25 protein-coding genes are annotated in these 23593 nt (G+C 73.8%); 8 read left to right on the plus strand and 17 right to left on the minus strand.

Going from position 1 to position 23593, the window contains the following annotated elements; all coding sequences use genetic code 11:
- Positions 1-16: 16 nt before the first annotated feature.
- From L332_RS27250 to L332_RS27265, 6 genes are all read right to left on the minus strand, one after another.
- Positions 17-508 (minus strand): glutathione peroxidase, encoded by a 492-nt coding sequence (locus tag L332_RS27250; protein WP_021011520.1) that lies wholly within the window; start codon positions 506-508, stop codon positions 17-19.
- Positions 509-641: 133 nt separating this feature from the next.
- On the minus strand, positions 642-1928 hold the full coding sequence (locus L332_RS27255; protein WP_021011521.1) for an MFS transporter: 1287 nt from the start codon (positions 1926-1928) through the stop codon (positions 642-644).
- An 84-nt stretch (positions 1929-2012) separates the two neighbouring features.
- A complete protein-coding gene (locus L332_RS29630) occupies positions 2013-2642 on the minus strand; it encodes an ArsR/SmtB family transcription factor (RefSeq protein WP_021011522.1) in 630 nt (209 codons plus the stop codon).
- 2 nt (positions 2643-2644) lie between these two features.
- Positions 2645-2785, minus strand: a complete 141-nt coding sequence (locus L332_RS30475) for a hypothetical protein (RefSeq protein ID WP_021011523.1) — start codon at positions 2783-2785, stop codon at positions 2645-2647.
- 174 nt (positions 2786-2959) lie between these two features.
- Positions 2960-4024: a 2,3-butanediol dehydrogenase gene (locus L332_RS27260; protein ID WP_021011524.1), complete on the minus strand. Its 1065-nt coding sequence runs from the start codon at positions 4022-4024 to the stop codon at positions 2960-2962.
- A 68-nt stretch (positions 4025-4092) separates the two neighbouring features.
- Entirely contained in the window at positions 4093-4869 is a 777-nt protein-coding gene (locus tag L332_RS27265; protein ID WP_021011525.1) for an SseB family protein, read from the minus strand.
- 101 nt (positions 4870-4970) lie between these two features.
- On the opposite strand from L332_RS27265, the gene L332_RS27270 reads away from it, so the two are divergent.
- Positions 4971-5327 (plus strand): ArsR/SmtB family transcription factor, encoded by a 357-nt coding sequence (locus tag L332_RS27270; RefSeq protein ID WP_021011526.1) that lies wholly within the window; start codon positions 4971-4973, stop codon positions 5325-5327.
- 2 nt (positions 5328-5329) lie between these two features.
- A complete protein-coding gene (locus tag L332_RS27275) occupies positions 5330-6040 on the plus strand; it encodes an SRPBCC domain-containing protein (RefSeq protein WP_052588758.1) in 711 nt (236 codons plus the stop codon).
- A gap of 67 nt (positions 6041-6107) precedes the next feature.
- Here the strand turns inward: L332_RS27275 and L332_RS27280 are convergent, their stop codons facing one another.
- On the minus strand, positions 6108-7649 hold the full coding sequence (locus tag L332_RS27280) for a flotillin family protein (protein WP_021011528.1): 1542 nt from the start codon (positions 7647-7649) through the stop codon (positions 6108-6110).
- Positions 7650-7821: 172 nt separating this feature from the next.
- Between L332_RS27280 and L332_RS27285 the strand changes: the two genes are divergently transcribed.
- Positions 7822-8106, plus strand: coding sequence for a hypothetical protein (locus L332_RS27285; RefSeq protein ID WP_021011529.1), 285 nt, complete (start codon positions 7822-7824; stop codon positions 8104-8106).
- Positions 8107-8129: 23 nt separating this feature from the next.
- Here L332_RS27285 and L332_RS30480 read toward each other — a convergent pair whose 3' ends face one another.
- The 3 genes from L332_RS30480 to L332_RS27295 form a co-directional block, all read right to left on the minus strand.
- Positions 8130-8276 carry a hypothetical protein gene (locus L332_RS30480; protein WP_021011530.1) on the minus strand — a complete coding sequence of 49 codons (147 nt, stop codon included), beginning with the start codon at positions 8274-8276 and terminating at the stop codon, positions 8130-8132.
- Positions 8277-8559: 283 nt separating this feature from the next.
- Positions 8560-9540 carry an NAD(P)H-quinone oxidoreductase gene (locus L332_RS27290; RefSeq protein ID WP_021011531.1) on the minus strand — a complete coding sequence of 327 codons (981 nt, stop codon included), beginning with the start codon at positions 9538-9540 and terminating at the stop codon, positions 8560-8562.
- Between the two features lie 4 nt (positions 9541-9544).
- Positions 9545-9874, minus strand: coding sequence for a cupin domain-containing protein (locus L332_RS27295; RefSeq protein ID WP_021011532.1), 330 nt, complete (start codon positions 9872-9874; stop codon positions 9545-9547).
- Between the two features lie 55 nt (positions 9875-9929).
- On the opposite strand from L332_RS27295, the gene L332_RS27300 reads away from it, so the two are divergent.
- Both L332_RS27300 and ctlX read left to right on the plus strand, forming a co-directional pair.
- Positions 9930-10328 carry a cupin domain-containing protein gene (locus L332_RS27300; protein ID WP_021011533.1) on the plus strand — a complete coding sequence of 133 codons (399 nt, stop codon included), beginning with the start codon at positions 9930-9932 and terminating at the stop codon, positions 10326-10328.
- A 76-nt stretch (positions 10329-10404) separates the two neighbouring features.
- Positions 10405-11406 carry a citrulline utilization hydrolase CtlX gene (ctlX, locus tag L332_RS27305; RefSeq protein WP_021011534.1) on the plus strand — a complete coding sequence of 334 codons (1002 nt, stop codon included), beginning with the start codon at positions 10405-10407 and terminating at the stop codon, positions 11404-11406.
- 62 nt (positions 11407-11468) lie between these two features.
- Here the strand turns inward: ctlX and L332_RS27310 are convergent, their stop codons facing one another.
- The 5 genes from L332_RS27310 to L332_RS27330 form a co-directional block, all read right to left on the minus strand.
- Positions 11469-12446 carry an NAD-dependent epimerase/dehydratase family protein gene (locus tag L332_RS27310; RefSeq protein ID WP_021011535.1) on the minus strand — a complete coding sequence of 326 codons (978 nt, stop codon included), beginning with the start codon at positions 12444-12446 and terminating at the stop codon, positions 11469-11471.
- The gene (locus tag L332_RS27315; RefSeq protein WP_021011536.1) at positions 12443-15202 is read right to left on the minus strand and encodes an alpha/beta fold hydrolase; all 2760 of its coding nucleotides are present in this window, start codon (positions 15200-15202) and stop codon (positions 12443-12445) included. The genes L332_RS27310 and L332_RS27315 overlap by 4 nt, the downstream gene beginning before the upstream one ends.
- The gene (locus tag L332_RS27320; RefSeq protein ID WP_021011537.1) at positions 15199-16227 is read right to left on the minus strand and encodes a 3-oxoacyl-ACP synthase III; all 1029 of its coding nucleotides are present in this window, start codon (positions 16225-16227) and stop codon (positions 15199-15201) included. The genes L332_RS27315 and L332_RS27320 overlap by 4 nt, the downstream gene beginning before the upstream one ends.
- Before the next feature lie 102 nt (positions 16228-16329).
- Positions 16330-16728, minus strand: a complete 399-nt coding sequence (locus L332_RS27325) for a VanZ family protein (RefSeq protein ID WP_021011538.1) — start codon at positions 16726-16728, stop codon at positions 16330-16332.
- A gap of 102 nt (positions 16729-16830) precedes the next feature.
- Positions 16831-17763 (minus strand): SDR family oxidoreductase, encoded by a 933-nt coding sequence (locus tag L332_RS27330; RefSeq protein WP_021011539.1) that lies wholly within the window; start codon positions 17761-17763, stop codon positions 16831-16833.
- A 151-nt stretch (positions 17764-17914) separates the two neighbouring features.
- On the opposite strand from L332_RS27330, the gene L332_RS27335 reads away from it, so the two are divergent.
- The 3 genes from L332_RS27335 to L332_RS27345 are packed head-to-tail and all read left to right on the plus strand — an operon-like array spanning position 17915 to position 19132.
- Positions 17915-18562, plus strand: a complete 648-nt coding sequence (locus L332_RS27335) for a hypothetical protein (RefSeq protein WP_021011540.1) — start codon at positions 17915-17917, stop codon at positions 18560-18562.
- Between the two features lie 55 nt (positions 18563-18617).
- Positions 18618-18878: a type II toxin-antitoxin system prevent-host-death family antitoxin gene (locus tag L332_RS27340; protein ID WP_021011541.1), complete on the plus strand. Its 261-nt coding sequence runs from the start codon at positions 18618-18620 to the stop codon at positions 18876-18878.
- Positions 18875-19132: a type II toxin-antitoxin system RelE family toxin gene (locus L332_RS27345; protein ID WP_021011542.1), complete on the plus strand. Its 258-nt coding sequence runs from the start codon at positions 18875-18877 to the stop codon at positions 19130-19132. Before L332_RS27340 ends, L332_RS27345 begins: the two co-directional genes overlap by 4 nt.
- Here L332_RS27345 and L332_RS27350 read toward each other — a convergent pair.
- Together L332_RS27350 and L332_RS27355 are read right to left on the minus strand one after the other, a co-directional pair.
- Positions 19123-20241, minus strand: coding sequence for a Wadjet anti-phage system protein JetD domain-containing protein (locus L332_RS27350; protein WP_158316740.1), 1119 nt, complete (start codon positions 20239-20241; stop codon positions 19123-19125). The two genes, L332_RS27345 and L332_RS27350, sit on opposite strands and share 10 nt — an antisense overlap.
- Positions 20242-20267: 26 nt before the next feature.
- The gene (locus L332_RS27355; protein WP_041204152.1) at positions 20268-23591 is read right to left on the minus strand and encodes an ATP-binding protein; all 3324 of its coding nucleotides are present in this window, start codon (positions 23589-23591) and stop codon (positions 20268-20270) included.
- Between the last annotated feature and the right edge of the window lie 2 nt (positions 23592-23593).

Consider the following 23593-nt stretch of genomic DNA (forward strand, 5'->3'; position numbering starts at 1 on the left):
GCGCCACCTCCGGCGGCTACTCGACCGACGGTGCGGCGAGCGCCTGCTCCACCTGCGGCCGCAGCTCGTCGGGCGTCGTCGTCGGGGCGAAGCGCTCGATCACGCGGCCGTCGCGCCCGACGAGGAACTTGGTGAAGTTCCACTTGATCGCGCCCCCGAGCATCCCCTTCTTCTCGTCCTTGAGCCACTGGAAGACGGGATGCGTCGACGGGCCGTTGACCTCGATCGGTGCGAACATCGGGAAGCTGACGCCGTAGTTCTTCTGGCACACCTCGGCGATCTGGTCGGCCGAGTCGTGCTCCTGCTTGAAGGTGTCGGAGGGGAAGCCGAGCACGACGAGGCCCTCGTCCTGCAGCTCGCGGTAGAGCTGCTCGAGCCCCTCGAACTGCGGCGCGAGCCCGCACTGGCTCGCGGTGTTGACGACGAGCACGACCTTGCCCTCGAAGTCCTTGAGGTCGACCTGCTCGCCGGTGAGGGCCTCTGCCTGGAAGTCGCTGAGCGTCGTCATGCCGCCACTCTGCCGCGCGTTGCTATGCGCGCCCCGAGAGCCGCGCACCCGCTCGCTCCCCGCAGAGTGCCGGAACTCTGCGATCTCCGGGCCTCAGGACGGCAGAGTGCGGGAACTCTGCGACCCGGCCGGCTCAGGCGGGCGGGGTGGCGGATGCGGTGGGCGGGGCTGGTGCGTCGAGGCGCCGGCCTGACCACGCGGCCAAGGCCGCGACCAGCACCCCGGCGGCAGCGACCGCGACGAGCCAGCGGAAGTCGACGACCGTCACCAGCGCGCTGCCGAGCGCGAGCATGAGCATCTGCGGCACGTTGATCGAGACGTTGAGCGCCGCCGACGTGCGGCCCTGCAGCCGCGGCGGCGTGAGCCGCATGCGCAGCGTGACGACGCCGACGATGATCCACGGCACGCCGAAGCCGATGAGGGCCTGCGCGCCGCCCATCGCGCCCCAGCGCATCCACGCCTCCGCGAGCGGCCACTGCACCGCGACGAACGCGACGACCGTGCCGAGCCCGAGGAGCGCGAGCCCCGCCGCGACGAGCCGTCGCTCGCCGAGCCGCCGCAGCACCGCCGCCGAGCACAGGCCGCCGAGCAGCGCGCCGACGCCCTGGATCGCCTGCGCGGGACCGAGCGCAGCCGGCCCCTCCTGCAGGCCGTGCTCGACGAGCGGGAAGATCGTCGCGTTCAGGAGCCCCGTGATGCCGAAGCCGAGCGCTGTCGCGATCGTCAGCAGCCGCAGCAGCGGGTCGGCGAGCAGCGCGCGGAAGCCGCCAGAGAGCTCGTGCCAGTAGGTCTCGCCCTCGAGGCGCGGCTCGGGCTCCGACTCCCGGATGCGGATCGTCGTGAGCAGCACCGCCATCGTGAGGAAGCCGGCGGCGGCGAGCACGACGACCGCGGCGGGTCCGGCGGCGACGTAGAGCGCGGCCCCGAGCGCGGGGCTCACGATGCGCATGCCGTTGTCGATCGAGGTGAAGATGCCGTTGGCGCCCGCGAGCTCCTCGTCGGGCAGCAGGTCGCGCAGGAGCCCCGATTGCGCCGCGGCGGTCAGGTAGGCGGCGAGCCCGTAGCCGAAGGTCACGGCGTAGATGAGCCAGACCTGCTCGGCGCCCTGCACGAGCAGGAGCGTCAGCACGACGGCGGCGGTGCCGAGGTTCGTGCCGATGAGGAGCGGCCGGCGGTGCACGCGGTCGGCGAGCTGGCCGGCGAACGGCGCGAGCAGCGCCGGCAGGCCGATGAAGAGGAACACGAGCGCGCCCGCGGCATCGGAGCCGGTGAGCTCGCGCACCCAGATGGCGAGCACGAGGTAGAGGGCGCTGTCGCCGAGGTTCGTCGCGACCCAGCCGACCATGAGGCGGCGGTAGGCGGGGCGCCGCATGGGCGACGGCGGCTTGCGGGCGGCGGGGGCGGATGCGGTGGTCGTCATCGCGGGGCTCCTTGCGCGGGCGCGCGCCATCGCGCGCCGGGAGGCGAGTGCGGGTGGGGTGGACTGCTCGACGGGGGCGCGCCGCTACGGCGTCGGCTCGCCGTCGAGATCGGGGTTGAGGGTGGCGAAGAAGTGAGCCTTGCGGCTGCCGGAGGGCCGGGTCGCCGGGTCGGCCTCGCGGCCGTGGAAGCGCTCCGTCACCTTCGCGATCGCCTCGGCGAGCTCCTTGAGCTCTGCCGGGGTCGCCCAGAAGGTCGAGAGGTTGACCGTCGTCCCCTCGATCCACTCCCCCTCGGCGCCGTGCTTCGTGAAGAAGTCGACGACGCGCGCGGCCTCGTGCTGCACGTAGAGCGCGCCGATGGTCGCGGACGTGCGGATCGATGCGGGGTCGGCCGGGTCGGGCCGCAGGTCGCGGCTGCGGTGCACGGCGCGCCAGGGCTTCGACGTGCCCTGCGCCTCGCAGCGCTCGATGAACCCGACCTTCGCGAGCGTGCGGAGGTGGAACGAGCAGTTCGAGGGGCTCTCGCCCACGCGCTCCGCGATCTGGGTCGCGGTCGCCTCGCCGAGCTCGTCGATCACGGAGAGGATCTCGACGCGCAGGGGGTGCGCGAGCGCCCGCAGCAGCGCGGGGTCGCTCGAGCGGAGGTCGGGCATGTCCGCCTTCCGCCGGGCGGCCTGCTCGGCCGCTCCCTGCACGTCGGTCTCCTCAGCCACGATCAGATCCAACCACGCTGGCTCATGGCCTCGGCGCGGATGCGCTCGAATCGGCGCGCGGCACGCTCGGCCTCGAGACCGGCGCGGTGCCGCTCCTCGACGCGCACGCCGATGCGGTGGCGGATGCGTTCGGTGCGTCCCATGGGATTCCCTCCTCGATCGGTGCCGGCGGTGCGATGGCTTCGGGTGCCGACATTCGAAAGACTACTTTCAAAGGGATCGCTTCGCAAGAGTTCTTTCGAAAAGGTTGCTTCGGCGTGTCGCGGGGCATCGACAAGGCCCTCGCCGAGTGAGCGAGGGCCTTCGGGCGCTGCGCGTCAGCGCATCGAGACGAGGATCTTGACCTCGTGCTCCTTGTTGTCGATGAGCTGCCGGAACCCCTGCTCGACGATGTCGTCGACGACGATGCGCCCGGTGATGAAGGGCGCGAGGTCGACCGCGCCGCTGCGCGCGAGCTCGATCGCCTCGGCGTGGTCGTTCGCGTAGCCGATCGACGCGCCCATGACCCGATCCTGCATCGTGAGGCTCGCGGTGATGTCGAGCTCGTAGGGCTTCGTGTGGATCGCGACGATCTCGAGCCGGCCACCGGGGCCGAGCACGTCGAGCAGCTGCGTCACGACGACGCCGACACCCGCCGCGTCGAACGCGACGTCGGCACCGGCACCCTCGGTCTCGGTGCGCACGACCTCGGCGAGGTCCTGCTTCGCGGGGTCGACCACGACATCCGCGACCCCCGTGTCGCGCGCCTTCTCGCGGCGCGCGGTCGACATCTCGGAGACGATGACGCGGAGGCCCCTCGCCTTGAGCACCGCGGCGAGGAGCAGGCCGATCGGGCCCGCACCGCCGACGACGGCCGTCTGGCCCTCCTCGGCGCCCGCGTGCTTCACGGCATGCAGCGCGACGGCGAGCGGCTCGATGAGCGCGGCCTGGTCGAGCGGCAGGTCGCCGACGGGGTGCACCCACCGGCGGTCGACGACGATGCGCTCGCTGAGCCCGCCGCCGAGGCCCGAGATGCCGATGAAGCCCATCTGCTCGCACAGGTTGTACTTGCCCGCCACGCACGCCGGGCACGTGCCGTCGACCATGAGCGGCTCGACGACGACGCGATCGCCGACCTCGAGGCCGTCGACGCCCTCGCCGAGCTCTTCGACGACGCCCGAGAACTCGTGGCCCATGACCACCGGCAGCGTCTCCTTCGAGAGCGGATGCGGCTGGTCGGCCGAGGGCGCGGGCGGGATGGGACCGTCGTGGTACAGGTGCAGGTCGCTGCCGCAGATGCCGTTGAACGCGGGCGCGATCTTGACGGTGCCGGGGCGCGTCTCCGGCTCGTCCACCTCCTCGACCCGGATGTCTTCCTTGCCGTAGTACATCGCTGCCTTCATGGTGCGACTCCCTTCGTCGATGGAGCCTCCACCATGGCGCGCGCGCATCCGAGCGCGCTGGACGCACCTCAGCCCGCGGCGACGAGCTCCTCGCGGCGCAGCTCGATCCACGGGCCAGCGGGGTTGATGACGATCGAGGCGAACGGCCCCTGCTGCAGCTGCTCGAGCACGTGGGTCGTGGTGGTCGTGACGATGCCGTCCTGCGGGTCGCGCGCGAGGATCTCGGGCGCGGAGGTGAAGGCGAGCAGCGCCATGCTCCCGTCGTCGCGGCGCGTCACGCGCAGCTGCGGCGGCTCGTCGTCACCCTGCCCCTCGGCGCGCTGACCAGCGAGCAGCAGCGGCCCCTCGGCGACGAGCGCGGTGATCGCCTCGGCGCGCGGCGCCGTCCCGGCATCGACCGCGGCGATCGCGGCGCTCAGCCGGTCGTTGCGCGGGTGCCGCAGCGCGAAGTCGATGTCGGCGGCCGAGAGCGCCGCGGTCTTCTCGGCGGGGTCGATGTAGAGCCACGCCGCGCCCTGGCGCCGCGCGAGCTCGAGCACCGCGGCCGCGGGCTGGCCGATCGACTGGTAGCGCGTGCCCTCCGGGTGGATCCGCGCGATCTCGTCGTTGCTCGTGAAGGCGAGCAGGGCCCGCTGCCCGTCAGGGCCCACGCGCTGGTTGATGCGCAGCTTCGATCCCGTGTGCAGCCGGCCCTCGGAGATGTTGAGCTCGGAGCCCGTCACGTCGAGCAGCAGCTCCCCCGTGAGGCATGCCCGCAGCACGTCGAGCATCGTCTCGTGCTTCGGCTCGGCGGCGAAGGCCGCCACCGCGCGCCGCACCCGGTCGTTGTCCACGAGCTCTGCCATGCGCCCACGCTACCCACGACGCGCTCTCCCCGGGCCGAGAATCTGCAGAAGATGCACACTTCACTCTTGACTTATATAAGCGACGGTGCAACAGTGCTCGCATGCATGCGCTCGACGTCCTCGGCGACCCGGTGCGGCGACGCATCCTCGAGCTGCTCGCCGACGGCGAGTCGAGCGCGGGCGAGCTCGCGCAGGCGATCGGCGAGGAGTTCGGCATCAGCCAGCCGGCGGTGAGCCAGCACTTGCGGGTGCTGCGCGAGCACGGCTTCGCGAGCGTGCGGCCTGAGGGGCGACGGCGCCTCTACGCGGTCGATGCGGCCGGTCCGCGCGAGGCGAGCGAGTGGCTCAGCGCGTTCGACCGCTACTGGGCGCCGCGGCTCGCGGCGCTCGACACCGAGCTCGCGCGGGGGCGCCGGCAGCGGCGGCTCGACGCGGAGCGCGACACGAGTGAGGGATGACCATGGTGGATGTGCAGGCGCAGCTCGGCGCGGTCGAGCGCACGGTGGGGAGCACGGAGGTCGACGGCGCGCCCGCGCGCGTGCAGTCGCTCGCGCAGCGCTACCCCTCCCCGATCGACGACGTGTGGAGCGCCGTGACGGATCCCGCGCGGATCGCGCGGTGGTTCTTGCCGGTCTCGGGGGACCTGCGGCTCGGCGGCCGCTACCAGACCGAGGGCAACGCGGGCGGCGAGATCCTCGAGTGCGATCCGCCCGCCGGCGACCGCGCGCGCTACCGCGTGACGTGGGAGTTCGGCGGCGGGATGTCGTGGCTCGAGGTGCGGCTGACGGGCGAGGGCGACTCGACCCGCTTCGAGCTCGAGCACGTCGCGCGCGAGGCGGACGTGCCGGCGGAGATGTGGGAGACCTTCGGCCCGGGCGCCACCGGCGTCGGCTGGGACGGCGGGCTCCTCGGGCTCGCGCTGCACCTCTCCGCGCCCGACACGGCGATGACGCCCGAGCAGGGGCAGGCGTGGGCGCTGAGCGATGAGGGCATGGCCTTCAACCGCGGCGCGGCCGACGCGTGGGCCGAGGCATCGATCCTCGCCGGCACCGACCGCGAGACCGCGCGTCGGCAAGCCGCCGCGACCTTCGGCTTCTACGCCGGCGAGCCGGGCACGAGCGGCGAGGGCGCCGATCCGACGGGCGGCGACCCGGCGCACGCGGCGCGCTGACGCTCGCCCCGACGCGCGGAGCGGCCGAGCCGGCGCGGTGCCGGCTCGGCCGCTGTCGTGCTCGGCGCTACGCCGACTCGGGCGCCGAGGGGTGCCCCGGCGCGAGGAGCGGACCGGCCTGCCCCTTCGAGGCCATCGCCGAGCCGGCCGCCTGGCCCTGCGCGGTCGCGTTCACGATCGCCTGCAGGTCGATGCCGGTCGCGTCCTTCATCATCTGCGTCATCGAGGCCATGTTGCCGACCATGTCGCCCGTGAGCTTGCCGGTGCCGTCGGCCGAGACGACCGTGATCTGCGACGACGCGTAGGCCTTGCCGAACGCATCCGCAACCTGGGGCATGACCTTCAGCAGCTCCTGCGCGAGCACGACCTGCGCGTTCTCGGTGAGCGCCTTCGCGCGCGCCTCGATCGCCTGCGCCTCGGCGAGGCCCTTCGCGCCGATCGACTCGGCTTCGGCGCGGCCGCGCGCGGCGGTCGCGACGCCCTCGGCCTCGCCCTCGGCCTTCGCGGCCTCGGCCGCTGCGATGCGCGCGGTGCGCTGCGCGGCGCCGCGCGCCTCGGTGACGGCCGCTTCGGCGTTGCCCTCCGCCTTCACGGCCTCGGCGCGCGCCTCGCGCGCTGCCCGCTCGGCGTTCGCCTCGGTGGCCTTCGCCTTCGCGTTCGCCTCGGCGGTGACCTGGATGCGGTAGGCCTCGGCGTCGGCGACCTTGCGCACCTCGGCGTTGAGCTGCTGCTCGCGCAGCTCGGCCTCGCGCTGGGCGGTGATCTCCTCCTGCGCGACGATCGCCTGCCGCTGCACGGCCTCCTCGAGCGGCTGCGCGGCCGCAGCCTGCGCGACGGCCTTGTCGGTCTCGGCCCGCACCGCCGCCTCCTGCAGCTGCAGCACTCGGTTGGCCTCGAGGATCTGCTTCTTCGCCTCGATCGACGCCTGCTCGGCGGCCTTCTGCGCCTCGGTGTTCGCGATCGCCGCAGCGCGCTGCACGGCGGCCGACTCGGGCACGCCGAGGTTCGAGATGTAGTTCTGGTTGTCGTTGATCTCCTGGATCTGCAGCGTGTCGACGACGAGGCCCTGCTTCGTGAGGGCGTCCTCGGCGGCCTGCAGCACCGCATCCGCGAGTGCCTTGCGGTCGTGGATGATGTCGAGCACCGTCAGCTGGCCGATGATGCCGCGGAGCGAGCCCGAGAGCACCTCCTGCGTCGACGACTCGATCTCCTCCTGCTGCGAGAGGAAGCGCTGGGCGGCGTTGCGGATCATCTCCTCGGTGCCGCCGACCTTGATCACGGCGACCGCCTGCGCGTGGATCGTGATGCCGTTCTTGGTCTGCGCGGTCGTGTTGAACAGCAGCCGCCGCGAGCGCAGCGAGAGCTTGAACGACTTCTGCACGAACGGCATGACGAAGACGCCGCCGCCCGTGACGACCTTCTGCCCCGAGAGGTCGGTGAAGGAGTGGCCGGATGCGTCGACGGTCGTCTTGCCCTTCCGGCCGGTGACGATGATGGCCTCGTCGGGCTCGGCGATGCGGTAGCGGCGGACGCCCGCGGCGATGAGGATCGCGACGACGACGACCGCGACGACGATCAGGATGACGACGGGACTGAGCAGATCGGGCACGGAGGCTCCCTAGGTGCGTGGTGCGTGACACTCGCACGCTACGGGCGCTCCATGCGATCCAGCGCCAGGCGCGACGAATGCTCGATATCCCGCCGCAGACACCCCTGTGGAGAGCTCGCACGAGGCTCTGCCGAATGCGCGACACTCCGGGTCGACCGATGGGAGCGTGCGAATGGGTTCGACGATCGAAGTGCCGATTCCCCGCGACGGCGCCATGTGCTTGCTCGTCGGCGGCCCGTACAACGGCGTGCGGCGACGCTTGCTCCCCTTCCCCGATCACCTCGTGTGTGTGATCGACGTCGCGCTGCGGATCGGCCCAGTCGATGGCGCCTACGCGCACTACCGCCGCACTGGCACTCGACAGGTCGAGGGCGCGTGGGCGATGCACTTCGAGGGGACCTTCGACGGCCGCGGGGAACCGATGTCTCGAGACTCCCGCCCCGACCCTGCGCGCTGACGTCCCTTGGACGACCGCTGGCCTCAGAGCAGGCCGCGCGTGGCCTGCACCTGCGCTCGCAGCCGGTCGTGCTCGAGCAGCTGGTGCTCGGCCTCTACCGCCACGGTGTGGCGCTGGAGCCACGATGTCTTCGCCGTCCCGAAGCGCGTGCTGCGCTCGCTGCGTGCCATGGTGATGCCTCCTCGAATCGAGCCCTCGGGTTCGATCCCACCACCGGCCACCAACATGGGAGGGGCGTCGCGACACGCCGTCGCGAAGGCGCCGACGGCGGCGACGTGCCGCCCGAATCCGATCTGACCCGTTCCCGCCGACGCGAGCCGTTGCAGCGGGTCGCGTCGCCGAGAAGGGGTCGCCTGGGCGCTGCAAGGGGTCGCGTCGGCGAGACGGGGTCTGGACGCCGCGACAACGGGTCGCGTCGGCGCGACTGGATCGCGCGAGCGCGCCGCGCGACGCCTACCGCACGAGCAGGATCTTGCCGCCCGGGGCGTCCGCCGAGCCCATGAGCTCGTGCGCGCGGCCCGCCTTCGCGAGCGGCATCGTCGCGCCGATCACCGGGCGGATCTCGCCGGTCGAGAAGAGCGGCCAGACGTGCTCGCGCACCTCGGCCACCGCATCCGCCTTCGATCCACGCCCCTCGATCGGTCGCGCGCGGAGCGTCATGGCGCGGAGCGTCACGCGGCGCTGCATGAGCCGGCGCAGATCGACCTCCGCCTTCGAGCCGCCCTGCACGGCGATGACCGTGAGGGCGCCGTCGAGGGCGAGCGCGTCGATGTTGCGGTCGAGGTAGTCGGCGCCGATGACGTCGAGCACGACCTCGGCGCCGCGGCCCTCGGTCGCGCCGAGCACCGCCTCGACGAAGTCCTCCGAGCGGTAGTCGATCGCGAGCTCGGCGCCGAGCGATCGCACGAGGTCGTGGTGGCGCGCGCTCGCGGTCGTCGCGACGCGCCAGCCGAGCGCGCGCAGCAGCAGGATCGCCATCGTGCCGATGCCGCCCGAGCCCCCGTGCACGAGCGCGAGGCCGTCGGGCGAGGGCGGCGGCACGTCGCGGATCGCGGTCCAGACGGTGAGGACCGCCTCGGGGAGCGCCGCCGCCTCGTCGAGCGCGATGGCGGCAGGCACGGGCAGCACCTGCGTCGCGGGCACGGCGACCCGCTCGGCGTAGCCCCCGCCTGCGAGCAGCGCGCACACCGGCTCGCCGAGCGTGAACCTCTCCACGCCCTCGCCGAGCGCCGTGATCGTGCCAGAGCACTCGAGCCCGAGGATCTCGGAGGCGCCGGGCGGCGGCGGGTACTTGCCCGCCGCCTGCATGACGTCGGCCCGGTTGACGGCGGTCGCGACGACGTCGATGACGACCTCGCCGTGCCCCGCGACGGGATCGGGCGCATCCGCCCACTCGAGCGGCTCGCCCGCCGCGCGCTGCCGGATCGCCTTCACGACGTCACCGCACCGCGATCGTGAGCAGCAGCACCGCGTCGGTGAGCGCATCCACCGCGTGCGTCTCGTCGGGGATGTCGACGACGTCGCCCGCCGCGAGCTCGACCGACGCGCTCCCCCACCGCAGCCGCACGCGGCCGACGAGCACGTGCAGCGTGCCCTCGCCGTTCGCGGAGTGGTCGTCCATGCCGTTGCCCTCGGTGAGCGCGAGCACCGTCTGCCGCAGCGACAGCCCGCGGCCCGAGCGGGTCGACCGCCCGGCGCGGCCGCTCGAGGCCTCGCGCGCGGTCGCGATCAGCTCGTCGGCGAGGGTGGGCAGGTGCACGGCGTCCATGCCCCCAGCATGCCGGGGATCGCGCCGGGGCTCTAGCCTGGCCGCGGAGGCGGACATGGCGGATGCGGTGGGTCACGAGGGCGCGCTCGGCACGCCTCGCGTCGTGGCCGACGGCGCAGCGCTCGCCGCGCGCACCGGCGCGGCCGACGAGCGCGGCGCGGTGTGGCGGCTCGCGGAGCCCGAGCGGCACCTCGACGCGAACGTCATCGCGCTCCCGCCGCTCGGGCGCATCGAGCCGCACGACGGGCCGGCCGAGGACGTGCTGTGGCACGTGCTCGCGGGCGCCGGCACGCTCGAGACCGGCGGCGAGCCGGTCGCGCTGCGAGCGGGCGCGATCGTGTGGCTGCCGCGCGGCGCGCGGCGCGCGGTGACCGCGGGCGAGGAGGGCCTCCGCTACCTCTCGGTGCACCGGCGGAAGGGCGGCTTGGGCATCGGCGCGCGGCCCGCCGACTGACGCGCGCTCAGCCCTCGATCAAGATCGCTCGCCCGGTGCCCGCCTGGGGCGTCGGCGCGCGCTACATTCGGCTCTCGTGAGCAACGTCGCCCCCTCCGCCGTCATCCTCGTGCGCTCGCGCCGGTTCCGCGTGAACCCCGCGACGGCCGCCGACAACGCCTTCCAGGCCGACCCGCCCGCGGTCGACCCCGCGGCCCTGTCGGCGCAGGCGACGCGCGAGATGGACGCGGTCGCCGACGCGCTCCGCGCGGCGGGCGTGACGGTGCACGTCTTCGACGACGACGACCCCACGCGCCCCGACAGCGTCTTCCCCAACAACTGGATCTCGACGCATCCGGGCGGCATGGTCGGCGTCTTCCCGATGTTCGCCGCGAACCGGCGGCACGAGCGCCGCGGCGACGTGCTCGAGATGCTCAAGGCGCACTACCGGGTGCAGACGATCGTCGACTACTCCGGGCTCGAGGCCGACGGCATCTTCCTCGAGGGCACGGGCGCGATGGTGATCGACCACGACTCCCGCGTCGCCTACATGGCGCGCAGCCACCGCGCCGACCAGGTGGCGCTCGAGCGCTTCTGCGCCGACTTCGCCTACGAGCCGATGGCGTTCGACGCCGTCGACTCGGGCGGCCTGCCGGTCTACCACACCAACGTGCTCGGCTGGATCGGCACCCGCATGGCGATGTTCGCGCTCGAGATGGTGCCGGATGCGTCGCGTCGCGAAGCGCTCCGCGAGCGGCTGTCGGTGCACGGCCGGCAGGTCGTCGAGCTCACCGAGGCGCAGGTCGGCGAGTTCGCCGGCAATGCGATCGAGCTGACCGGTCGGCACGCCGACGGCAGCTGGCGGCCGATCGTGGCGATGTCGGCGCGGGCCCGGCGCTCGCTGCGCGATGACCAGGTCGCCGCGATCGAGCGCTCGGCCGAGATCGTCGCGGTCGACATCCCGACGCTCGAGCTCTCGGGCGGCTCGGTGCGCTGCATGATCGCCGGCATCCACCTCGACCCGCGGCCGGGCGTGCGGCCGGGGCACGCGGCGGCAGACGACGCGCTCGCCGCGGAGGGCAGCGGGCTCCTCGCGTAGCCGAGGACCTCTCCGCCGGTCGCGCTTCGCGCGCGGACCGGCGCAGCCCGCGGGATGAGAGCTCAGCCGCCGGCGGAGCGGTAGTGCGCCGCGAGCCGGCGGAGGCCCTCGTCGATCGAGACGCTCGGCGCCCAGTCGAGGTCGCGGCGCGTCTCGCGCTGGTCGAACCAGTGGGCGGTCGAGAGCTGCTCGGCGAGGAACCGCGTCATGGGCGGCTCGTCCTGGCCCGGCCGGATCGCCCAGGCGCGCTCGATCGCGCTGCCGGCCGCCTTCGCGAGGCCGGCGGGCACGCTGAAGCGCGGCGGCCGCACGCCCGCGGCGAGGCAGATGCCGGCCATGAGGTCGCCGACCGCGCGCGGCTCGCCGTTCGTGATGACGTAGGCGTTGCCGTGCACGGCGTCGGCGCGCCCCAGGGCCGCGACGATCCCGCTCGCGGCGTTGTCGACGTAGGTCGAGTCGACGAGCGCGGTGCCGCCGTCGAGCAGCGGCAGCGTGCCGCGGCGCGCGCGGCCGATGATGCGCTCGGTGAGCTGCGGGTCTCCCGGGCCCCACACGAGGTGCGGCCGGACGGCGACGACCCGCATCGAGGCGGAGCCGCGGGACAGCGCGAGCAGCTCGGCCTCCGCCTTGGTGCGCGCGTAGCCGCCGCGCGCGTGCTCGGGCGAGGCCGGCTCGGCGCCGACGCCCGCGAGCGCCGCACCCGCGTGCGCGACCGAGGGCGACGAGACCTGCACGAAGCGCGAGACGCCCGCGCGCTCGGCGGCGTCGAGCATCGTGCGCGTGCCGTCGACGTTCACGCGCCGGAAGTCCGCCGGGTCGCCCGTGAGCGAGACCTTCGCGGCGAGGTGGACGACGCCCTCGGCGCCGTCGAGGGCGCGCGCGACGAGGGATGCGTCGGTGACGGAGCCCAGGACATCCGTCGCCCCGGGCACCTGCGACGGGCGCCGCTGGAGCGTGCGCACCTCGTGGCCGGCGGCGACGAGCTCGGCGGCGACCGCGCGGCCGAGGAAGCCGGACGCGCCGGTGACGACGACGATCACGGCGCGCTCGGCTTCTCGCCCGCGAGCACGCGCTCGGCCCAGTCGGACAGGCGCGAGCGGTCGATCTTGGAGTTGTGGCGGATGTCGGTCGGCAGCTGCGGCACCGCGAGCACGGCCGCGAGCGGCACCCGGGAGCGCTCGCGCACGGCGGCGGCGAGCTCCGGCTCGGCGAGGCCGGGGCGCGCGACGGGCGGGATGGTCTCGACGACCGCGACGGCTTGCCGCAGCCCGTGCGGGCCGACGCCGACGACGCCCGCGCGGCGCACGCCGTCGACCGACTCGGCGTCCTGCTCGGGGCCGACGGGCGCGATCGGGCCGTCGGCGGCGACGATGACATGCTGCGTGCGGCCCTCGATCCACACGCGCCCCTCGGCGTCGAGGTGGCCGAGGTCGCCGGTGCGGTGCCAGCGGGGCGCGTCCGCGTCGACGAGCGCCTCGGTCTCGCGCGCCGCCATGCGGTCGGTGAGCCAGAGGCGGTCGTAGTGATCCTTGAGGTGCCCCGCGGCGATGACGATCTCGCCGAGCACGCCCGGCTCGGCGCTCGGCGCGCCGGTCGCTCGGCCGTCGGCGTCGAGCGCGCTCACGAGCACGCGATTGTCGCCGATGGGCCTGCCGACGCAGACGCCGGCGTCAGGGGCGGATGCGGCGGCCCGGATGCCCTCGAGCGTCACGTCGGTCACGAGCAGGCACTCGGTCATGCCGTAGGGCGTGTGCGGGGTCGCGTTCGGCATCACCTCGGCGGCCGAGGCGAGCAGGGCCTCGCCGATCGGCGCCCCGGTGGAGAGGAACGTGTGCACGCGCGCAAGCGCGGCGCGCTCGTCGGCACCGAGCGCATCCGCCGTCGCCACGACGTTGAGCACCGCCGCCGGCGAGAGGAAGACGATGCCGGCGTCGGACTCGCGGACGGCCGCCGCGACGGCGGTCGCGGTGAGCGTGCGCGGCGCGGAGACGTCCATGTCGGGCGTCGCCGAGCGGGTGCCGAGCGCGGGGCCGAGCAGCGCGAAGGGGGCGAACCCGGTCACGAGCCCGGTCTCGGGCGTGATCTCGAGGTGGCGGGCGAGCACGTCGCGGAGGGCGCTCAGCTGGCCGTGGCGGTAGACGACGCCCTTCGCCGGGCCCGTCGAGCCGGAGGTGAAGAGGATCGCGGCCTCGTCGGCGGGACCGGGCTCGGGCGGCGGCGCCTCGCCGCTCGAGCGGATCGCGGCGCCGAGCGCGGCGACCTGGCCGAGGCTGTGCGAGACGTCGAGCGCTGCCTTCGCGGCGTAGGGCAGCCGCTCGGCGGAGATGCGCATGCCGGGCCAGCCGAGCGCGCGGGCGGCGGTGAGGCCGAGCCGCTCGCCGATGATGACGTCGGGCCACGCGCCGCGGACGGCGCGCGTGAGCCCCTTGACGCCGAGGCCCGCGTCGGCCACGACGACGACCGCGCCGATGCGCAGGCACGCGTAGATGACGGCGGTGAGCGTGGGTCCGGGCTTGACGAGGAGCGACACGCGGTCGCCCCGCTGCACGCCGAGCTCGGCGAGGCCCGCAGCGAGGTCGAGCACGCGGTCGTGGAGCTGGCGCCACGTGACGCGGCGGGCGGGGCCGCGCTTCGTCGCCATGTCGATGACGGCCACATCGTCGTCGGTCGCGCGGGCGTCGAGGCCGGTCCAGAGGGGGCGGAACGCCTCCGCCCCGTTGGTCGAATGGTCGTCTACGACCACCCCGTTGGTCGAGTAGTCGCCCGCAGGGCGACGTATCGAGACCTGTCCCTCCCGTCTCGATACGGCGCCTTCGGCGCCTACTCGACGAGCGGAGGGGGTGGTGTCGAGCCACTGGAGGATCGCCTCGGCGTAGGGGCGCTCCTCGGCGATGAGGTGGTTCGCGCCCTCGAAGCGGTGCACGTCGGCGTGCGGCAGCCGGTCGACGAGGTCGTCGAGGTAGCGGTCGCTGAAGATCGGGTCCTTCGGCCCCCACAGCATGAGCGCCGGCACCTCGAGCCCCGCGACGCCCGCGGCGATGCGGTCGAGCTCCGGACGGCTCTCGTGCGAGGCGTCGGCGGGGATGTCGGCGACGAAGCCGCCGATGCCGCCGCGCCGGTCGGCCGAGCCGTAGGGCGCACGGTAGGCGTCCTTCACCTCCGCCGGCAGCGGCGGGCTCGCGAGCGCGAGCGTCGTGTCGAGGAACGCGGTCGTCGCGACGGTCGAGGCGGCGAGCACGCCGCGCGCCCCCGCGAGCCGCAGCGGCGCCGGCACGGGCACGCCGTCGGGGTGGTGGATCGCGGTGTTGAGCAGCGCGACGCCCGCGAGCAGCTGCGGGTGGTCGACAGCCCAGCCGAGCGAGACGACGCCGCCCCAGTCGTGCCCGAGGGTGACGACCGCGCCCTCGATGCCGAGCGCATCCGTCAGCCCCGAGAGGTCGGCGACGCGCTGCGCGAGCGGGCGATGCCGCCCGGTGCGCTCGGAGTAGCCCATCTCGAGCTGGTCGACCGCGATGACGCGCCACGCGGGCTCGCCCGCCGCGGCGGCCGCGACCGACGCGGCGAGCATCGACCGCCAGAGGTAGCTCCACGTCGGGTTGCCGTGCACCGCCAGGATCGTGCCGGCGGGTGTCGCGCCGAGGCGCTCGAGCTCGGCACCCGTGTCCAGGACGTGCCACGTGCGGGTGAGGCCCGCATCCGCCCCCGCACCGGGCACGGCGACGAGCCGGCTCCACGCGGGGTCGAGCCCCGGCAGCCCCGTCGGCGGCAGCGCGGCGGGAGCGGCGGGAGCAGTCACCAGGCGAGCTCCATCATGGCCGTGTTGAGGCCCGAACCGACGCCCATGAGCAGCACCCGGTCGCCGCGCTGCAGGCTCCCCCGCTCCTCGACGAGCGTGATGGGGATGGATGCGGGGCCGACGTTGCCGAGGCGCGGGAAGGTCGTCGGCACGCGGGCCGGGTCGAGGCCCGCCGCCTTGATGATCGCGTTCGTGTGCACCGAGGAGACCTGGTGCGTGATGTAGCGGTCCATCTTCGACCAGTTCCACTCGGGCGCCGCCTCGCGCCAGGCGGAGACGACGAGGTCGAGGCCGCCCTTCAGCAGCTCCTTCGCGTTCGTGTACATGCCGTCGACGCTGCCGACGCACAGGTCGTGGAACTGCGTCGCGGCGCGCGTGACGCCGCCGAGGATGCGGTGGCCGTCGGGGTGCTTGTCGGCGCGGCCGAGCACGGCGGCGGCCGAGCCGGAGCCGAGCGTGAGCGTGGCGAACTCGCTCAGGAAGCCGGTGCGGTCGACGTCGTCGCGCAGCAGCCGGTCGATCGTGTTGACCTGGATGTCGTCGGCGTCCTCGCCGTTGACGACGATCGCGTAGTCGATCTGTCCGGCCTCGATCATGCCGCTCGCGAGGCTCATGCCGTTGACGAAGCCGAGGCACGCGTTCGCGACGTCGAAGTTGATGGCGCTCGTCGGCAGGCCGAGCTCGTGGTGGAGCCGCACGGCGACCGAGGGCTCGAGGTGCTTGCGCGTGACGCTCGTGTTGATGAGCAGCCCGACCTGGCCCGGCTCGACGCCCGCCTCGGCGAGCGCGCGGCGACCCGCGTCGACGGTCGCGGCGTCAGCAGACTCCCCCGCCGTCGCATCCCAGTTGCGGCGCTCGAGCACGCCAGCGACCCGGCGCAGCAGCCCGCCCTTGAGGCGCAGCCGCGAGAGCGCGTCACCGAGGCGGTGCTCGATGTCCTCGGAGGTCGTCACCCGGCTGGGCAGGGTGCTCGCGACCGACAGCAGGGCGACGTTGTCGAAGCGGGTGGTCGCGTTGCCTGTCATATGGGGTCTCCGTAGGAGGCGGCTGGGCGCGGTCGCGCATCGATAACGGTATCGACGCGACCTGTGGTCGGTCTGCATGGGCGCGTGGGAAACGCCTCGGCTTCAGCGTGCCGGATGCCTGGGGTCGCGATCGCGCGCACCGAGCGTGCCGCTCGCGCTGCGGCGCGCGAGCCAGCCGACCGCGAGGCCGACGGCGACGCCGGCGAGGTCAGCCAACGCATCCCACGCATCGCCCGAGCGGCCGGGCAGCAGCAGGTGCTGCACGACCTCCGACAGCACGGCGTGCGCCGCGAGCGCCGCGCCGAGCCACAGCGGCCGAAGCCCCGCGAGCACGCCGAGCAGCGCCGGCGCCGCGAACACTGCGAAGTGGACGAGCTTGTCGGAGCCGGGCGGCGCCGGGATGTCGGAGGGCGGGTCGGGCACGTAGAGCACGACGAGCTGCGCGACGAGCGCGAGCGCGAACAGCACCGTGATGGTCCGCCGCCAGGTCGTCGCGCTCATGCGTCGATCGTCGCACTCCGCGCAGCGAGGCGACGCAGATGTGCGACGATCGGCGCTCGGCCGGAGCGGACGGCAGCCGATCGCCTCACATCTGCAGCCGCGTCACGGCGTCGGCATGCCGCCGTTCACGTTGAGCGTCTCGCCGATCACATAGCTCGACTCGGGCGAGGCGAGGAACACGTAGGCGGGCGCGAGCTCGGTCGGCTGGCCGGCGCGGCCGAGCGGCGTCGACTTGCCGAACTCCGGCAGCTCCTCCTTCGGCTGGCCGTCGGTCGGCTGCAGCGGCGTCCAGATCGGGCCGGGCGCGACCGCGTTGACGCGGATGCCCTTCGGCGCGAGCTGCTGCCCGAGCCCCTTCGTGAAGTTGTTGATCGCGGCCTTCGTCGAGGCGTAGTCGAGCAGCACCGGCGGCGCCATGTAGGCGACGACCGAGGTCGTGTTGATGATCGTCGAGCCGGGCTGCAGGTGCTGCAGGGCCGCCTTCGTGATGCGGAACATCGCGAGGATGTTGACCTGGAAGGTCTCGACGAGCTGCTCGTCGGGGAGCTCCTCGAGGCTCTCGCGGGCGATCTGCTTGCCCGCGTTGTTCACGAGGATGTCGAGCCCGCCCAGGCCCTGCACCGCATCCGTCACGATGGTCTCGCAGAAGGATGCGTCGGTGAGGTCGCCGGGGAGGAGGACGGCCGTGCGGCCCTCGGCCTCGATGATCCCCTTGACCCACTGCGCGTCGGACTCCTCGGCGGGCAGGTAGTTGATGGCGACGTCGGCGCCCTCGCGCGCGAACGCGATCGCGACGGCCGCACCGATGCCGGAGTCGGCGCCGGTGATGAGCGCCTTGCGCCCCTGGAGCCGGCCAGTGCCGCGGTAGGAGTGCTCGCCGCGGTCGCTCTTCGGCGTCATCTCGGAGTCGAGCCCCGGCTCCTCCTGGTGCTGCTCGGGCGGCTCGATCGCCGGGTAGCGGTCGACGGGGTTCTGGAACGTCAGCTGGTCGGTGGTCTCGAGGTGCGCGTCGTCGGCGTGCGTCTGGTCGGTCATGGCTGGCTCCTTCGCGTCGGGGGTCAGCACGGTAGTCAGCGGGCCTGAGCGCGGCGTCCGGCTCACGCACAGCGCGTGTGGAGGCGGCGGTTCTCCACAGGCGGTCGTCCGGCTCGCGCGAAGCCGCGACCACCGCGCGCATCCTGCGGACATGAGAGCGGATGCGACCCACCGGTTCACCTTCGACGTCACGGGAGGCGGTTCGTTCGAGTGCATCGGGCGCACGCGCTCCGAGGCCGAGCAGGTCGCGCGGCACGCCGGCGCACCGGTGCGCTTGCGAGCACAGACGCCGCTCGGCCCGCGCGAGGGCGATGCGGAGGCCAGGCGGATGCTGAGAGGCTCGCGCCTCGGCAACCCGGTCTGGAAGCACGATCTGCACGAGCTCGTGCAAGTGCTCGACCACGTGCGCATGTGCGGCGGTGCCGCCTCGGTCGTCCCTGTCGCCGCGCTCCTCCCGGAGGACATCGCCGCGCGCGGCATCCAACCGTGCTCGGTGCACGAGCACGAGCCGTGGCCGGACGGCCGGGTGCCGGTCGATGCGCCTGCCGGAATCACCGTCTGCATCGAGGAGGACGGCGGCTGGAAGCTGCACCTGATGCACTCCGCACCACTCCCGCCGCGCTTCGCCCAGCTCGAGTGGGAGCGGTGCGAGCACGGCAACCCAGCGGTCTCGATGGTGCCGGGCTGCTCGGTGTGGACCGTCGCGGAAGAGGTGATGATGGCGCTGCTGCTCTCGGTCGGCATGCGCCCGGGAGAGCTCTCCGCCAAGCCGATGCTGCCGTCTGGCTTCGTGGGCTGACATGGCAAGACCGGCACTTCTTCCCATTCTCGGGCAGCGGCGCTACCCTCGCGCCATGGATCGGGTCACCATCACCGCCGCGCGTGACCGGCTCTCGACACTCGTCGACCGGGCGCGGACCGCACCCGTCTACCTCACGCGCCGCGATCGCGAGGTCGCCGCGATCGTCGACGCCGACGTGCTGCGACGGCTGCTCGACGACGCGGAAGAGCTCGCGGACATCAGGGCGGCGGCAGCGGCCCAGGACGAGGCCGAGCGGCTCGACGAGGTGCCCGTGCCGTGGGATGAGGTGAGGCGCGACCTCGGCCTGTCGTGAAGCGCTACCGCGTTGGGCTGCTCCCCTCGGCAGCGCGCGCCCTTCGGAAGCTGCCGCCGGACGGCAAGCGCCGCGTGCAGGCGATGCTCGAGCTGCTCGCCGAGGCTCCGCGGCCGCCAGCAGCGAGGAAGCTCACCGGGCGGCCGGAGTGGCGGGTGCGCAGCGGCGACTACCGCGTCGTCTACGCGATCGAGGACGACCGCTTGCTCGTGGTCGTCGTGACCCTGGGCAGGCGCGACATCGTCTACCGCTGAGCGAGTGCGGCGTCGAGCCGCTCAAGCGCGAATGCCCACGGGATGCGCTCCTGCTCGAGGCGCACGTCGCCCTCGTCGCGCACGCGGTCGAGCGCCGCTTGCTCGAACGGCTCGAGCGTCGGGTAGGCGCCCCGAGCCGGCTTCGGCTCCCGCACCCACAGGTCGCGATGCGCGAGCAGCGCCTCCTCGTCCATGACGACGCTCACCACCGACGGCAGCGCCGACCGCAGCCGGTGGAGGATCGCGAAGCCGTTCGAGTCGAGGTCGCCCCAGTAGCGCACTCGCGCACCCGTGAGCCACGGGATGCGCGCGAGCTCGGCGGCGGCGTAGCCGGCCCCGTGCACCGCGACGACGCCGGGCATCGGCGGCAGCGCGAGCAGCGTCTCGAGGTTCTCGAGCACGAGCACCGCGTCGGCCTCCACGCGGAGCACCGCGAGCTCATCCACCGACGCGCCGAAGGCCCGCGGAGCGCCCGGGAGCACGCGCTCGTCGAGCAGCCGCACCCGGAACTGCTGCGCATCGCCGACGATGCCGAGCGACTCCCGACCGCTCGCCGCGAGCACGAGCGCCGACACCACCGCGCGGTGCGCGCCGAACCACTTCGAGTCGACGCCGCGGATGGGCAGCTGACGCGGCCGCATGCCATCGACCGGGTGCTCGGCGAGCCAGCGCGAGACGTCGAGCACCGTCTGGAACTCGTCGTCGCCATAGGCTGCGAGCGCGGTGGCGTGCGAGCGCGCGGCTGAGGCGACCGCCGCGCCGCCGCCCAGTCCCTCGATCGCGGCCGCGACCCGGTCGCGCACGCGCGCCCACGCATCCGCCGTCTCTCGCCCGGCGAAGCGGGCGAGCGCATCCGCTCCCTCGATGGCGACGCGCGCCGGCACCGACTGGGCGCCGAGACGGCTCCAGCTGCGGGTCGCCCACTCGAGCGCGACCCCGGGTTCGGTCGCGGCCGCCGTCCAGGCGTCGCGCCAGGCGATCACCGCCCCCTGCTGTGCGAGTGCGTCCCGCTCGCTCGGCGGGTGCAGGGCGATGCGCACGACCGCGCCGGCCGCGGCCGCCGGATCGGCGGCCCAGTCCCGGGCGAGCGCGGCAACCCGCGCTGCCACGCGAGCGCGAGCCTCGTCGACCGGGATCACCGCGATCGCTCGAAGCCGAGCTGGTCGACGGTCGACTGCCGCTGCGTCGGGTTCTGCACCACCGCGACGCCGCCGATGTAGGGCTCGAGCGTCTGCAGCAGCTTGAGCGGGGTGGCGAGCACCATGTGGAAGCCGAACTCGACGAAGATGTCCATCGCCATGCGGGTGTAGCTGCTGTCGGCCTTGTCGAACGCCTCGTCGAGGATGACCGTGCCGTAGCGAGGCCGCTCCGAGCCCTCTTGCGTGAGCTGGTAGCGCAGCGCCGCCGCGAGGCAGAAGACTACGAGCTTCTGCTGCTGCCCGCCCGAGAGCGACGCGCCGGAGTCGTACGTCTCGAGCACGAGCCCGGCGCGGTCGACGACCTCGGCGAGGAACGAGACGTGCAGCCGGGTGTCGAGGCACAGCTCGCGCCACTTGCGGTCGGCCGGCTCGCTCGAGCCCAAGCGCGCCATCAGCTGCGCGAGCACCTCGAACCGGCGCTCGGCCGACGCGGCGTCCTCGTCGTCCCAACTGCCCTCGGCGATCCGCGCGAGCTCCTGCATGAAGCGCTGCACGACGTCGCCGCGCGTGAGCTTCACCCGGATGCGCAGGAAGCGGTCGCGGTCGAACTGCGACCGCCCGAGCGACTCGTTCACCGGCGCGATGCGCTCCCGCACCTCCTTCGGCGCGTCGAGCAGCTCCTTGCGCAGGAAGCCGACCACGTCGCTCGACTTGGCCCGCAGCAGCCGGCGGAAGCTCTGCTCCTGCGAGGGCAGGTCGTTCGCCTCGATCGTCTCGAGCAGCGCCCGGAAGCCGGCGCGATCGTCGACGCGGGCGACGAGGTCGGCGGATGCGACGGTCCACTTCTCCTTGAAGCTCGTCGCGGCCGCCGCGAAGTCCTGCGCGGCGAGGTCGCGCTCGCCGATCGCGCGCTCGCGCTCCCTGCCGAGCCGCCCCTCGACCTCGCGCGCGGCAGCCGGGAGCTCGGCGAGCGTCATGCGCCGCCGCACCTCGCGGAACCGCGCCTCGAGCTGCTCGACAGGCTCGGGCGCGAGCTCGCCGCGGCCGTCAGCGGCGATGGAGCGCTCCGCCTCGGAGATCGCGCCGGCGAGGCCCTCGAGCTCGCGCACGGCGGCGCGGGCTGCCGCGAGCGCCTCGTCGGCGGCGGCGCGAGCGGCCGTCGCGGCGACCCGCGCCTCCTGCTCAGCCGCCGCCGCGCGCTTGAGGTCACCGCTCGCGCTCGTGAGCACGAGCCGCTGCCGCTCGAGCTGCGCGACGCGGGCGGCCGCGCTGCTCGCGTCGTACTGCTCCCACGACTCGGTCACGAGCTGACTGAGCTGCTGCCGCCGGCGAGTGCTGAGCTCGACGTCGGCCTGCAGCTGCTCGACCTCGCGATGCGCCTCCTTCGCCTCGGCGTCCGCATCGACGCGCTGCGCGAGCAGCGCCTCGAGGCGGGCTTCGCTCGAGCCGAGCAGCCACCGTGTCGGGTCGTCGACCGCGTGCGTGTCGTCCTTCTCGTAGCGCGTGGCCGAGCGCTTCACCTGCCCTCGGATCGTGACGGCGCGCGCGAAGCGGTCGAGCTCGTCGGCGGTCTCGACGCACGCGATGTCGTACTGCTCCGAGAGCCGGTGCGCGAGCCAGTCGTGGAAGTTGCCGCTCGCGACGACGACCTTCCGCACGAGCGACGCGTCGCTCGCGAGCGAGCGCGGCGAGGGCACGTCCGCCTCCACGACCTCGAACACGAGCCGAGTGCCAAGCGACTCCGCGTCGATCCAGCGCCGCGCGGCCGCGAGGTGCTCGGCGCGCACGAGCAGCGTCGTGGCGAGCGGCCGCAGCACTCGCTCGATCGCGCCCGTCCACCGGCGCTCGCCCGGCAGCACCTCGAGCAGCTCGCCGGCGAACGGCACCGCCCGCTCGGGCACGCCGAGGTGCTCGGCGAGCCGGGAGCGCACGCCCAGCCGCCGCGCGTCGACGTTGCTGCGCGAATCGCGGAGCGCTCGCAGCTCGTCGTCGATGCGTCGTCGGCGCTCGGTCGACCGGGCGAGCCGCTGCACCGCGGGGTGCTCCATGTCGAGCTTCGCCGGCGGCTGCCGCAGCTCATCCTCGGCGAGCGCCCGCAGCCCGGCGAACTGCTCCTCGGTGCCGGGCACCCGCTCGATGCCGACGTCGGCGAGCTGGCGCGCGAGCCGCTCGAGCCGCGCCCGTCGCTGCCCGGCCTCGCGCTCGACGTCGCGGATGCGGACGTCGAGCTGCACGAGATCGGCGCCGCCCGCGCGATCGAGCGCCTGCTGCGTGAGCCGGTGGTCGTCGGCCGCGGCCTCGTCGGCCTCGCGCGCGACCGCGAGCGCCGCGCTCGCCTGCTGCGCCGCGATCTCGGCCGCCGCGCGCTCCTGCCGCGCGAGCCGCAGCCGCTCGCGCGCCTCGAACTGCCGCACGAGGTCGCGCAGCTCGCCGGCGGCGGTGGCGCGGGCGGATGCGTCGTCGTAGCGGTCGCCGAGCTCGCGCATGACCATGAGCGCGTCGCGCTGGCGGCGCAGGTCGACGACGTGCCGGTGGGCGGCATCCAGCTCGCCGAACTGCTGCACCGCGTTGTCGGCGATCGCGAAGGTCGCCGGCCGGTCGAGCATGAAGGTGCGGAAGAGATGGTCGAGGCTGCCGAGGTTCTTCGCCGACTGCGTGCGGTGCAGCAGCTGCAGCGCGTTGTCGCCGCCGATGCCCAGCACGCTCTGCAGCCGCGCGTAGAACTTCGCGTGCTTGCCGCTCGTCGTCAGCACCGCCTTCGGATGGGCGCGCTGCAGCGCGCGGGTGTCGATGCCGTTCGCGCCGCTCGTGACGAAGCCGCGCAGCCGCTCGAGGTCGAGTTCGCCCTGCTCGAGCAGGTACGCGTCGCGCAGGTCGCCCTTGTCGGTCGACGTGCCCTTGAGGAACATGAGCCGCGCGAGCGCCACCACCGCATCCGCCCCGTCGTGGTATCGCAGCAGCACGCCGCTCACGACCGTGCCGGGGCGCAGGAAGCGACTGACGACGCGATCCTGCTCCTCGTCGGCGGTCTTCGACCACGCGCCGCGCACGTAGCTGACGATGCTGCGGTCGCCGCGCCCGCCGCCCGCGCCCTGCGCGGCGGCGTTGAACTGGAGGAGGCCGTCGGGCGTGAGCACAGCGGCGATGCCGTCGAGCAGCGACGACTTGCCCGAGCCGGAGCTGCCGGTGATGAGCTGCCCCTTGCGGGCGATCGGCACTCGGTGCAGGCCGTCGAAGGTGCCCCAGTTGAGCAGCTGCACCTCGGCGAGGCGCCACTGCGCCGTCGGCTCGAGCACCTCGAGCCCCTCGATCTCGAGCATCG

Source organism: Agrococcus pavilionensis RW1, assembly GCF_000400485.1.
GTDB classification, from domain to species: Bacteria; Actinomycetota; Actinomycetes; order Actinomycetales; family Microbacteriaceae; genus Agrococcus; species Agrococcus pavilionensis.